This is a genomic window from Rhizobium sp. BK098 (assembly GCF_014193155.1).
Lineage (GTDB): Bacteria > Pseudomonadota > Alphaproteobacteria > Rhizobiales > Rhizobiaceae > Rhizobium.
Genome location: NZ_JACHYY010000028.1, coordinates 1 through 14,573, shown reverse-complemented (window position 1 = coordinate 14,573; position 14,573 = coordinate 1). Strand labels below are relative to the sequence as shown.

Sequence of the window (14,573 nt, the reverse complement as noted above, 5' to 3'; positions counted from 1 at the left end):
GCACGCGATGGCGTCACCATCACCTCGAAACAGAAGGTCACTGCCGCCAAGGTGACCTCGAGGCAGAAGGTCAAGGTTCAAGCCGATCAAGGCATCACCCTGCAGTCTGTCGCCGCCGATAGCGATATCGCGCTTGCGAACGGTGCCGGCCTGTTGAGCGTGTCGGGTGATGTCAACGGCGGCACAAGCGTACAGATGGGTTCGGGCGGCGGAATTGCTGCCGGCAGCGTCACCGCTGGCAATGGTGCAGCCACGCTTGTCGCCAGCTCCGGCGATATAGCGATTGCAGGGACTGCCAGCAGCACCGGCGACCTTACTCTGACCGCCACGGCCGGCTCGATCTCGGCCGCTTCGCTGCAGAGCTACAACAATCTCGCTCTTACCGCTGGTAATAGTCTTGCCGTTTCCGGCAACGTACTGGCGCAGGGCAATGTCAGCACCACTGCCCAGTCAATCTCCACCGGCATGGTTGTTTCCGGCATCAATATTGCTGCCACAAGTGCCGATCCCGGCGGGAATGTCGTTCTTGGTTCGGCAGGCAACTTGAGCCTGACGGCAACCGGCGGCACGATAGCCACGGGCAATCTGCAGTCGGCTGGAAGCCTCAACGCCAGTGCGACCGGCAATATCACGGCGGGGAATATTCAATCAGCCGGCAATCTTACCGCAATTGCAACCTCACTTACGACCGCTAACGTTACCTCGCATGGCGGGCTCATCGTTAATGCTGCGATGAACGCGAGCGGTCAGATTCTTGGAGCGGGCGATGTCCTGATCTCCGGGGCTGGCATTCAGGCGACCGCTATCGCGTCCGGCGTCGACTTTGCCTCAACCAACGCCGCTGGTGGCAATATCGTCCTGGGCTCGGCCGGCGCACTCGATTTGACAGCTGCCGCCGGCACCATCACGGTCGGCACGTTGCTGTCGGCCGGCAATCTGACGGCCCAGGCTTCCCTGCTGCAGTCTAACAACCTCACCAGTCACGGCAACGTCGGTATCGACGGCGGCATGCGCGTCACCAACCAATTGCTCGGAGCCAGCGATATCACCATCAATGGCAACGCCAATGGTGTCAGCGCTGGTCTGCTTGCGTCTGGGGTCAATTTTGCGGCGACCAAGGCCTCCGGCGGCAATATCGTGCTGGCAGGTAGCGGTGATCTGACGATCAACGACAGCGTTGGCGCCGTCCAGGCAGGAACCGTGCTGGCAGCCGGCGCGATCGATGCCTCCGGTCAGACCATTACTGCCGATGCGATCACCGGCGACAAGAACATCACGCTGACCGGCGCCACCAGTCCGACGGCCGGAAGCGGCAGCGTGGCCACGACGACCACAAGCGGTCGCGTTGAGATCAGCGGCCAGGTGCTTGGCGGCGGCAATGTCGGCATCATCGGCTCAAGCATTGCCGCCGATGCCATTGTCTCAGGCGTCGATATCGCCGCCACCAATGCGGCAGGTGGGCGCATCACCCTTGGCCCGACGGCCACGGGAACTGGCAATCTGACACTGACGACCGCAGGCGCGATTAGCGCCGGAACGCTGTTGTCAGCGGGCGATCTCGACGCGAACGGCGCATCGATCACCGCCGGCAATATTTCCGTGTATCACGACATGACGCTCGGCGGCGTGATCAGCGTCAGTGGCCAGATTCTGGGTGCCGGCAACGTGCTCATCTCAGGTCAAAATCTGTCGGCACAGACGCTTGTCGCTGGTATCGACTTCAATGCCACCAATGCCGCCGGCGGCAATATCACGCTCGGCCCAAGTGGTGATCTAAAGGTATCGGTCAATGGCGCCGTCACGACGCCCACGATCCAAGCCGCGGGCGTAATTGATGTCAGCGGTGCGTCGGTCACCGCAGATTCGATCACCGGTCACGAGAACATCACCCTTGCTGGTACCACCACGGTCCATAATCAGCTTCTTGGGGGAAGCAACGTCAGTGTCTCCGGGCCAAGCATAAAGGCAGGCAGCATCGTTTCCGGTGTCGACTTTGCCAGGACGGCGGGCGCTAATGGCAACATCGTGCTCGCCAGCACTGGCGACCTGACGCTTTCAAGCTCGGGTACACTCAACGCAGGCTCGCTGTTGTCGGCCGGCAGTCTCGGCGCTACCGTTTCGAGCCTCACGGCGAACAGCGTGACCTCCCATGGCGATATGAGGCTTGGTGGCGCAATCAACGTAACGCAGCAGATTCTTGGATCCGGGAATGTGCTGATCAGCGGCCAAAGCTTGTCGACGCAGACTATGGTGGCTGGCATCGACTTTGGCGCTACCAACACCGCCGGTGGCAATATCGTGCTTGGCCAGGCCGGCGATCTAAAGGTCACGGTCAATGGCGCCGTTACGGCACCCACCATGCAGGCCGCGGGCGTGATCGATGTTAGTGGCACCTCCATTGCCGCTGACGGGATCACGGGCCACAAGAACATCAACCTTTCCGGCGCCACCGCCGTGTCGAACCAGGTTCTCGGCGGCAGCAAAGTCGCCATCTCCGGTCCGACCATCAAGGCTGGCGCGATTATCTCTGGCGTCGATTTTGCCGCCACCGCGGCCGCCAATGGGCATATCGTTCAGACCGCAAGCGGTGATCTGACGCTTGGCTCAAGCGGCGCAATCGACGCCGGAACATTACTGTCGGCGAGCGATCTCATTGCGAACGGCGCAACGATCACCGCAGGCAATATCTCCGCCCATCACGACATGACGCTTGGCGGCGTGATCAGCGTCAGTGGTCAGATCCTGGGCGCGGGTAACGTATCGATCAACGGCCCGAGTCTGTCCGTCCAGAGTCTCGTTGCCGGCCTGGATTTCGATGCCACCAACGCCGCCGGCGGCAATATCGTTCTCGGTCAAACTGGCGATCTGAAGGTCGCAGCAGGCGGCTTTGTGACAGTGCCGACGGTTCAAGCTGCTGGCACCATCGATATTCACGCCGCAACGGTCACCAGCGACGCGATTACCGGTCATAAGGACATCACCGTTTCGGCCGCGAGCGGTCCCGTTAACGTGACCAACCAGGTGTTGGGTGGCGGCAACATCAGTCTCGCGGGTTCTGCCATCAAGACCAGCGGCATTGTCTCCGGCATCGATTTCACAAGGACGGCTGCCGCCAATGGACATATCGTCCAAACGGCGAGCGGCGACATGTCATTGACGTCGCCGGGCGCCATCAGCGTTGGCACACTGCTCTCGGCTGGCAATCTGAACGCCTCGGGTTCGACGGTCACCGCTGACGGCATCACGGCGCATGGCGACGTGACGCTGGGCGGCGCGATCAGTGTGACAGACCAGATCCTGGGTTCCGGCAACGTATCGATCACCGGCCAGAGCCTTTCCGCTCAAACCGTCGTGGCTGGTATCGACCTCGATGCGACCAACAGGGCAGGAGGCAATATTGTCCTTGGCCAGTCTGGCAATCTCGCGATTTCGGTCGGCGGTACCGTGGCGACGCCGACCATGCAGGCCGCCGGCAGCATCAATGCCGGCGGGGCGACCATCAATGCCAATGCCGTCACCGGCCATGGCAACATCACCTTGTCCGGCTCAACCTCCGTCACCAGTCAACTCCTTGGGGGTGGCAACATCGCCATCTCCGGTTCAGGCATCAAAGTCGGCACTGTGGTTTCCGGCGTCGATTTCGCCAGAACTGCAGCCGCTAACGGCAATATCGTTCAGACGGCAAGCGGCGACTTGACGCTTGCGTCGACCGGCTCGATCAATGCCGGCACATTGCTGTCGGCCGGTGCATTCTCGGCGAACGGCATCACCGTAACCGCCGATGCAGTCACGGCGCATGGCGATATTGCCCTCAAGGGGACCGGTACGACGGCCACGGGCGCCGGTGTGAACATTGCTGGCCAGATCCTTGGCTCCGGCGACGTGTTGATCTCAGGCCAGAGTCTGTCGGCACAGACTGTCATTGCAGGTATCGATTTCGATGCGACCAACAGGGTAGGTGGTAACATCGCCCTCGGTCAAAGCGGCGATTTGACTGTGAATGTTAACGGAGCCGTTACGGCGCCGACCACACAGGCTGCGGGCAGCATCGACATCAGTGGTGCATCCGTCACTGCAGCGTCGATCACCGGTCATAAGGATATTAGCCTTTCCGGAACCGCGGTCGGAGGCGTGAATGTCGCCAACCAGGTGCTTGGCGGCGACAGCATCGGCATCTCCGGTTCGAGCATCCAGGTTGGGACTATCGTCTCGGGTGTCGACTTCGCTGCTACTTCTGCCAACGGCGGAAACATCGTCCAAACGACGAGTGGCGACATTTCCTTGACGTCGTCGGGCAATATCAGCGGTGGAACATTGCTATCGGCCGGCAATCTCAATGCCTCCGGCTCGACCGTCGGCGCTGATAGCGTAACGGCGCATGGCGCTGTGACGCTCAATGGCGCGGTCAGCGTCACAAACCAGATCCTCGGATCCGGCAACGTTTCGATCATGGGCCAAAGCCTGTCCGCCCAAACGATCGTTTCCGGTATCGACTTCGACGCCAGTAATGCTGCCGGCGGCAATATCGTCCTTGGTCAACGCGGTGATCTCACCGTGAATGTCAATGGCGCCGTCGCTGCGCCGACCATACAGGCAGCGGGCGCCGTCGATCTCAGCGGCACGTCCGTGGCAGCGGCTTCGATCACTGGCCACGAGGATGTAACGCTTTCCGGAACGGCCGTCGGGGGCGTGACCGTTGCCAATCAACTGCTCGCTGGCGGTAACGTGGGCATCTCCGGCTCGAGCATCAAAGCCGGTACCATTGTCTCAGGCGTCGATTTCGCCGCGACGGCAGCCGCCAATGGGAATATCGTCCAGACGACGAGCGGCAACCTGACACTCGCTTCGACCGGTGCGATCAATACCGGTACATTGCTGTCGGCCGGTAGTTTTTCGGGCAGCGGTGCGACCGTGACTGCAGACGCCGTCACAGCGCATGGCGACATCACGCTTAATGGCGCCACCAGCGTTACCGGCCAGATTCTCGGCGCCGGCAACATCCTGATCACTAGCCAGAGCCTGTCGGCCCAATCTGTCGTCGCCGGTATCGACTTCGGTGCAACCAACGCCGCCGGCGGCAATATCGTTGTTGGACAGTTCGGGGACCTGACGGCTCAGTTGAGTAGCGGGTTCTCTGCATCGACGATGCAGGCCGGTGGCACCATCAACGTCAATGCCGCTACCGTGACGGCCGATACCGTCACTGGCCATAAGGATATCGCGCTTGCCGGTGCGACCACCGTCCATGGCCAAGTCCTTGGTGGCGGCAACATCAGCATCTCAGGCCCGAGCATCGCCGCAGGCGCGATCGTCTCCGGTGTCGACTTTACTGGTACCGCTGCCGCCAACGGCAATATTGTCCAGACATCAAGTGGCGATATGTCCCTGGCTTCGAGCGGTAATCTCACGATCGGCACGCTGTTGTCCGCAGGCAATTTGACCGCGCAAGCGAGCGATCTGAGCGCGAATGGCATCACAAGCCACGGCACGACCGATCTGGCGGCCAGCGATCGTGTCGACGTCAGTAGCCAGGTACTATCGGCCGGCAATCTCTCGATCGATGGCGCCAGCCTCAACGCCGGACTTCTGGTCTCCGGCGTGGATTTTGCGGCGACCGCAGCCAACGGCGGAAGCATCGTGCTTGGAGGGGCCGGTAAGACGGACCTCACCGTCGCCGGCAACGCCGCGGCCGGCACGATCCTGTCGGCCGGCGACGTTACCGCGAAAGCGGCAAACCTTCAGGCAAGCAGCATCACCAGCCGAGGTAAGGTCGGCATCACCGGCAACGTTGACATTGCTAGCCAGATTCTTGCCGGCGGCGATCTCACGATTAATGGCGGTAGCATCAGTGCACCGACCCTGATCTCGGGCATCGACTTTGCCGCCACCAATGCCGCCGGCGGCAACATCGTGCTGGCATCATCTGGCAGCACCAATCTTACGGCCTCCGGCAATATCACGGCTGGCACGATCCTTTCTGCCGGTGACGTCACGGCGAAAGCGGCTGATCTCATCGCCAACAGCATCACCGCTCATGGCAATGCAGGCATTGTCGGCAATGTCGATATCAGCAACCAGATCATTGCTGCCGGCAATCTCACGGTTAGCGGCGGTCACATCAACGCGCCGACGCTGATCTCCGGCATCGACTTTGCTGCCACCAATGCCCGTGGCGGCGGTATAGTGCTCGGAACTGCCGGCGATATGAATCTGACCGCCTCTGCGGGCATCACCGCGCAGACCATGCTATCGGCTGGCGCAATCAATGCCAGTGGCACTGCGATTACGGCCAACGCTGTGACCGGGCATGGCGACATCACCCTTGCGGGCAGCAACAGTGTCAATGTCTCGGGCCAGCTCCTCGGCGCCGGTGACGTCTTGCTCTCCGGTTCGACCGTCCAACTGGGCCAGGCAGTTACTGGTGTTGATTTCGCGACCACTGCGCGATCGTCAAACGGCGCCATCGCTCTCGGACAAAGCGGCGATCTGACTATTAACGCCGGAAGTGCGTCGGCCGGCATGCTGATCGTCGCAGGCAACCTCAATGTGGCCGCGAGTGCCTTTACAGGCGGCAACATCACGGGCCACGGTGCGGTCGCGATCGGTTCGGCCACCAGCCCTGGCGCGGTCAGGATCAACGGCCAGCTCCTGGGCGCCAGCAACGTCTCGATGACCGGATCCGCCGTCAGCGGCAACGTCATCGCGGCCGGTGTCGATTTTGCGGCGATGGACCAATCGGGAGCCGGCAACGTCATTCTAGGCCAGGGCGGCAATCTCACACTCGCAGCCACCGCAGGCGACATCTCTTTCAACAGCCTCCTTGCTGCCGGGACGATTACGGCCAATGCTGCCAACAATATCAGCACCAATGCCGTCGCCCATGGCGATCTAGCCCTGGCCGCGGGTAACGCCATCACGCTCACCGGCCAATCGCTGGGGACCGGCAATATCAATCTCACCGCCCGGTCGATCTCGATCGATACACTGGTTTCCGGCGTCGACTTTGCCGCCACCAACGCATCAGGCAACCGCAGTCTGATGCTGCGCCGCGCCGGTACGATGACGCTTGCCGCCTCAAACGGCAGTATCAGCGCCAACTCGTTGCTTTCGGGCGGCAATCTTTCCGCCACGGCGACGCAAAATATCAGCTACAACAGCCTGCAAAGCCTGGGTAATGCTGCGCTCGCAAGTCCTGGCGCCATTGCCTATACCAACACCACCCGCGTTGGAGGCAGCCTGACCCTTAATACCGGCGCACTGGATCTCTCGGGCAGCAGGGGCAGCCGGATTGCGGCGGGCGGCACGCTGATCGTCAATGCTGCATCCGCCAATCTCTCGGGAAGCAATCTTGTCTTGGGCGGCCTGAGCCTCAATCTCTCCGGCGGTGCCGATCTTTCCAATGCGCAGGTCAGCACCGTCGCCAATGCCGGCGGTTCCGGTGACATCGCCATTTCCGCCGCAGGCCTTGCCACCACCGCCGGTACCTCCCTGCTCGCCGCGCATGACCTGACGCTGAACCTGCCATCGCTCGGCAATACCGGCCAATTGGCCGCTGGCAACAATCTCACCTTCAACGTCGCTGGCGACTTCTACAACAGCCCGTCCGGCCTCGTCTTTGCCGGCAATAATGCCAACCTCTTCGTCGGCGGCACGCTCACCAACGACCAGGGCGCTATCCTGTCCGGTAACGGCCTTGCCATAGCCGGACCGGGCGGCAGTCAGCGCAACGGTGCTGTGGTCAACTCTGCCGGTCTCATTCAGTCCGGCGGCACAATGTCGATCCTGACCAATGGTCTGAGCAACGTCACGACCTCGGCACCGGCAATCCAGCGCAATGTGCAGATTTCCAATGCTATTCTCAGCGCCTATGACGTAATCACCAGGACTTACCGCTGCGCGACCCGTTGCAACGGCTCGGGCGATCATGACCCACCGACATATACTTGGGTACAAGCAGTCGATCATCTGGTCAGCCAGATCGTTTCGCAGGATCAGTTGATCAGCGGCGCCGGCGCCTCCGCACAGATCCGCGCTGGTGGAGATCTGACCGTCAATGCGATCAATCTCTGGAATGGCTACAGCTCGATCAAGTCCGACGGCAACATGCTCCTTACCGTGGCGGGCACGCTCACCAACGACGGCGCGACGCTGAACCGTGTCACCCAGACGATCTGCGACAGCAGCACTCCATGCCAATATTACCCAGACGTCGTCTCCTCCGACCCGACGCAAGGCGGGCTGGATTGCAGCGGCCCCAATCGGCCATGCATCGGCGGAAACGACCCGACACTCGACTATACGCCGAACCCGAACGGGCAGCGCGATCCGTCGCGCGATCTGAACCCGGGTACCACAGTCAACGTGCAGGTGGTCGGCGCTATTTCCGGTGTGATCCAGGCGCGGGGCGCCCTTGCCATCAATGGCGGCGGCGCCGTCAACAATGTCGCCTCCAATGGCTCGATCGCCGGTCAGGTTGCGATCGACGCTCCGGCGACTGCGAACAATCCGCTCGGCGCCCTCAACAGCATGACCGCCGGTGGGGCATTGTTCAATGTCAGTGCGGCGCTTTCAAACGTCGCAGCCAATGGCGGCGCCAATGCCGGCAGTGGTCCATCGCTTGCAGCCAGCGGTCCGACGATCGGTTCGGGACCCGCGATCGGCAGCGGTAATCTGCGAGCAAGCGGCGGCACTTCGATCAACAACGGCACTCTGACGGCAAATAGCGACGTCGCGGTAAGCAACCGTCGCGTGACCACTGCCGACGGTCCCTTGGTCGGCGGCAGTAACCTGGCCGTGGCCAACGGTGTTGCGGTCAGCAGCACTGCCGTGACAACGACGGCTGGTGCCTCGATAGTCAATACCGGCGTGACTGCAGCGGCAGGACCCGCAATCAGCGGCAACACCCTGACGGCTGCTGGCGCTTCGGTCAGTCCGAACAGCCTGATGGGCAAGCTGACGGCCGCGATCGGCAATAGTGGTAATCTCACCCAGATCCTGCAGACAAACGGCACGCAGCTCGCAGCGCTTGCCAAGCCGCAATCGGGCGGCGTCGGCGGCACGGTCCCGGGCCAGGTCTTCCTCTTCGAGACGCGGGCTGCTTTCCTTGACGTCTCCAAATTCTACGGTTCGGCCTATTTCATAGACCGGATCGGCTATACGCCCGAGACGAAGGTTCCCTTCCTGGGCGATGCCTATTTCGACAATCAGCTCATCGACGAGCAGATGCGGCAACTGGTCGGCAATGGTCTTGGCGCGGGATCTTTTGTTCCCGGCGATAACGCCACCGACCAGATGAAGTCGTTGCTCGACAATGGCGTTGCCTATGCCGAGGCGAACGGACTTAGCTTGGGGCAGGCGTTGACGCCACAGCAGGCGGCGTCGCTGACGCAATCGATGGTCATCTACCAGACTGAGATCGTCGATGGCGCGCCGGTGCTGGTGCCGGTCGTCTATCTTTCGGCCGCCGATCGCGCCAAAACCACGTCCGCTGCCATGATCGCCGGCAACACGGTCACCATCGATGCCAGCTCAGTCGACAATTCCGGCGCGATTGCCGCGGCAGACGGCATGACCATCAATGCGGGAAGCATCAAGGCCAATGGCGGGGCGTTCCTCGCCGGCGGCAATATGAATCTCAATGCCGAGAACGGCATCACGCTCGCCGCCCAGACCATGAACATCGGCGGGCAGACCATCGTTGCCGCCAATGGCGGCGTTACGGCCGGCGGCAACCTTAAGATGGATGCCGGGGCGGGTAGCCTAACACTGAGCGGGACGAAGGTGGCCGCCGGCGGCAGCGCGCAGCTTTCCGGCCAGACCGTCACGATCGGCGCCGTCAAACAGGACAATGGCGGCATCCAGACGCTGGTCGGGACCACGGTGACATCAGGCGGCAATCTCAGCATTGCTGGCACCAACGGCGTCAACATCATCGCCAGCTCCGCCAAGGTCGGCGGCGATCTCTCTATCGCCTCCGCGAACGGTTCGGTCAGCATCATCTCGGCCGGCGTCGACAATACCGTTCTCGGCAAGGACCGCCTGAACCTTTCGCAGGGCGGCACGATCACGACCACGACCAGTCAGATCCAGCAGGGCTCGTCGCTCATCGCCGGCGGCGGCATGCTGGTGTCGGGCAGTCAGGGCGTGCTGATCGGCGGCTCGTCGCTCACGTCCGGTGGTAATCTCGGCATTGTCTCGACGAATGGCAATATCGCCATCACTGCGTCCGAGGATCAGACCAGCAGTCAGTCTAAGACAGTCGCCGGTGCTGCCACCGGCTACAAGGGTGGTCAGTCGTCCTCGACCGCGGTTACGAGCAACGATTCGTCGATCACCTCGCAGAATGGCAACGTCACCGTTCAGGCTGACAAGGGCAACATCAGCGTCATCGGCTCCGATGTCGATGCCAAGGGCGGTACCGCCAACCTCACCGCCAAGGGTGACATCGTCATTAGTGAAGCAACCGACAGTGCATCATCGTCCAGCAAGTCCGGCTCGAAAAAAGCAAGCGAAGCCGCGACCACGGCGAACGGTTCGTCTATCTCGGGCCAGACTGGCATCGGCATCGCCTCTAGCGGTGGCAACGTTACGATCTCGGCCTCCGACGTCACGGCCGGTGATGCGGCTCATACGGCGAATGCCAATATCCAGGCGGCCAACAACGTCGTCATTGCGTCCGGCAAGGACACGAAGGAAACGACCGCCGACAGCAAGTCCAGCGGGTTCCTATCCTCGTCGAAGACCCATACCCATAGCTACGACGAGAACACAGTCGGTTCCTCAATTTCCGCATCCGGCAATATCACCGTCAACGCCGGTGGCGAGGCTGTCGTCTCGGGTTCGGAAATGGCTGCGGGCAATGATCTCAGCCTCTCCGGCTCCACCGTCACCGTCATGGGGGCGGAAGAAGAGCACGAGAGCGACAAGCAGACCAAAAAGTCCGGTATCGGCGTCGGCTCTGGTGGCGGGTTTATCTCGATCTATGGCAGCCATGACAAGACGATCAGCGAAAGTTCGAGCGACAATATCGGCTCGACGTTGTCTGCCGCCAATGGCAACATCACCCTCAATGCCACCAATGGCGACCTCAATATTATCGGCTCTTCGATCGCCGCGACCAATGGTAATGTCACGGGCAACGCAACCGGCGATATCAATATCTTGCCGGGCCATGAGAGCGACGACACCTCGAAGAGCGACAAGCGTTCTGGCTTTGGATTCCAGGTCTCAACCAACGGCGGCGGCGCCTCGATCGGCATCGGCGTCGGACGCTTCACTGACCAGATCAACCAGAGTGCCGAGACCAATGCGGTGTCGGCGATCAAGGCTGGCGGAGACATCACGCTTAAGGCCGGCGACACCTTCAACGATCAGGCAGGCCAGATCGCGGCCGGCGGTGGCGTCACCATCGTCGGGAAAAACGGTGTCAACATCCTCTCAGGCAATGACATCACCAACTTCGATGAGGTCGCGACGAGCTTCTTCGCCGGCGTCAGTGTCGGCGTCTCCTCCAGCTTCGTCGGCGCCGGCCAGAGCATCGAGAATCTCGCCTCCAAACTCGGCAAGGTCACGGACGGCTATTCGGCCGCCAACGTCGCCTTCGCCGGTATGCAAGCCTACGATGCGCTCTCCAGCCTCAAGGATGGTATCAAAGCTGGCAATCTCGCGTCGGTCTCTTTGACCGCCGGCTTTACCTATTCGAAGAACGAGACTTCGGTTTCGACTTCGACACCGGTTCTGCCGACGATTTCGGGTAGCTCGGTCGATATCTCCACGAATGGAGACTTTACCAGCCGTGGCCTGCAGATTTCCGCGACCGCCAACCCGGATCATGCTGACAATCCCATGAATGGGAGCGTGCTGATCTCGGCCAACAACATTGACATGGCCGGCGCTCAGGCGACGTCGAATGCCTCGTCGCACAGCCAATCGGCTGGCGCCAGTATCGGTGTGTCGGTTGGCGTGGGCATGGCCGGCGCGACCGGTATCACGCCGACGGCCAGTGTTTCAGCGGGGCAGGCAAAATCGTCGAGTTCGTCAACGACGCAGGTAATCTCCACCGTCAGTGCTACGAACAACATCACCTTCATCTCAAAGGGCGATACAACCCTCGACAACACTGTTTTCTCGGCAGATATGATCAGCGGCTTTGTCGGTGGCAACCTCGACATCGTCTCGACGCCGAACACCGGCAGCCAGTCGAACAGCTCGTCCTCGCTCGGCTTCTCGTTTACCGGCCCGACGATCGGCAGTACTCCCGGACAAGATCTGTTGACATCAGGCAATATCGGCACGGCGCTTGGCGGTCTGACACTCGGCGGCGTGCAGCCGGGCTTCGGCTCCGGCAAGGGCTCGACGAACTGGATCAATGCGCCCGCCGGTCTTTATTCCACCGGTGATCAAAACATCACCGTTGGCGGCAATACCAATCTCGCCGCATCCGGGCTCATCTCCCGGGATGGCCAGGTCAATCTCGATACCGGTACGCTGACCTGGTCCGACTTCATCGGCACGCAGAAATACCAGAGCTATCAGGTCAATGCCGATATCGACCTTTATTCCGGGGCGGATGCCAACGGAAAGACGACCAACAATTCGAGCGCCAGCGGCAAATACCAACTTGATGACGTCGAGCAGTCGGTCAAGGCGACGATAAGCGGTAGCGGCGCGGCGGCGAACATCACCGTCCGCAATCCCGACCAGCAGGCCTCGCTGGAGCAGAGCGGGCAGACAAGACCGGTCGATCAGATCAACACCGATCCCTCAAAGCAGAACGTCATCACTAAGGACAAGCATATCGATCTTGAGCCGTATCTGTCTGCTAACGGCTTGGAAGCTATGTCAAGTGGTCTTCGTGATGCCCTGGCCCCGGGGGGCTTCTTTGACAGGTACATACTCGGAAGGCAATTGACGTCCAAAGAAACAGCCGAAGTTCAGGCGGGCCTAAGCGCGCTCGCACAGGGCGGATCATTTGCGGGCTGCAGCCAGCAACAGGGCTTCAATCTGCTCGATTTGGTATTCACGCCAGCTTATGCAAGTAGCGATTGCAATATTAAGTTAGCAGATGGCTCCCTAATCCGTCTCGATATTAAGACATATCAGACATGTCAGGATGCAATTGCTGCCTACCTCAATGGCCTTACTGAAGAGCAACGCTTGGGCATTCTCGTTTCTGCCGGATATGCGACCGGCTACTACGGCCTCAACACGGCCGATGAGTACGAAAACGGATTTGCACTACAGGGCGCTGTTTCACAGCTGGACGGTGGCTCGGACGGCCCAAATACTAACGCATTTAAGGACGGTGGCGCTTTAGCGGCCCTTAATCGCGAGGGTCTGTCAAACGCACTTGCTGTTATTTGGGCTAACAACTCTCTGTCAACGGCGCAAAAATTTGAAAAGGCGCAGGCGCTCGGAGTTGATGTCGCGGGCATGGCGGCTTTGGGTGTAATTTCGGCCCTTCCGGGGTTCACCTTGCCTTCAAATCTTTCTGTCAACAATTTGTCGGCCCTCACGGAAGGCAGTCCACTCGACGTTAACGCCGTGCGCGGCCAACTGGTAAACTATGTGAAAGGAGGCAAGACCGCAGGTATTTCCATTGCGGTATCTACTGTGATGGTTGACGGCAAAACACGTAACTTTTTGTCTGTTAGTGGCCAATCGTGGAAAGGAAATGCGCCCACGGAGGTTGTAATAAACGGAGTCAACTACAGCGTCGTCACCGGAGACACTGGATCAGTGCCAAGCGCGACGATAGGGTCACTCTCCAATTTTAACCACGCCGAGCAAAAGCTTTTCAGCTATATTCAAGATAATTTTGCAGGGAAAAATGCCCAGGTTTCGATCGCTGTTCAGAACACGTCCATTGGTTCGCCTGGGATGTGTCAGGGATGTCAAGCAACCAGCGGCACGTTTGCTACAAGCAATCCGAACTTCAATGTGAAGATTTATCAGGGGTCCACCGGAGTTAACCCATGACGACTGGATTTTTGGAGAAGGTACGCCAGGGCCGAGCGGTAGATTATTCTCGGGTTCTTGGTTATGAGGAAGTCGAAATCGGCAAAATAGAAAGGCTTTACAACATAGACGTGAGGGGCGATTTCCGTGATTTCATGATGGAAATAGGGCGATGCTCAGGTGGACTCGTAAACGACGAGGCTATCATCCTATATCGAGGGACGTGGGACGTAAGGACACAGCTGCTCACTCAATTCACATTTTTTAACGACCTGCAGGATGCTGGCCTTTACAGTTTAATACAACCAAAGCCATTTCTATTTTCTATTGAATGGGAAACAAAGTATTATTTTATGTTTACCGGTGGAGATGACCCAGATTCCGTATTTTGCTTTGATGAAAATGCCGGAAGTATTACCGAGACGGGGTCCACATTTCTTGAATATATTCAGATTCTAGTTAATTCGAGTAGAGAGAGAGCAAGTGACGTGATCTGTCAAGGTGAACTATTGCGGTGTTAACTTACCGCCGCCATCGCTTTCCAGCCGAAATTATCGCCCATGCAGTCTGGCTCTATTATCGGTTTCTGCTGAGCCTGCGCGACGTCGAGGACCTGC

At 59.9% G+C, this 14,573-nt stretch carries 2 protein-coding genes and 1 pseudogene; all 3 read left to right on the top strand.

Annotated features, from left to right (window positions below; all coding sequences use genetic code 11):
• The first annotated feature begins 51 nt into the window (after positions 1–51).
• Positions 52–13,977 (top strand): hemagglutinin repeat-containing protein, encoded by a 13,926-nt coding sequence (locus FHT73_RS28800; RefSeq protein WP_210290531.1) that lies wholly within the window; start codon positions 52–54, stop codon positions 13,975–13,977.
• Complete coding sequence (locus FHT73_RS28795) at positions 13,974–14,477, top strand: hypothetical protein (protein ID WP_112610994.1); 504 nt, start codon at positions 13,974–13,976, stop codon at positions 14,475–14,477. The genes FHT73_RS28800 and FHT73_RS28795 overlap by 4 nt, the downstream gene beginning before the upstream one ends.
• Positions 14,465–14,573, top strand: a pseudogene (locus FHT73_RS28790) (IS6 family transposase); the annotation flags it as partial. The gene FHT73_RS28795 and the pseudogene FHT73_RS28790, both read left to right, overlap by 13 nt.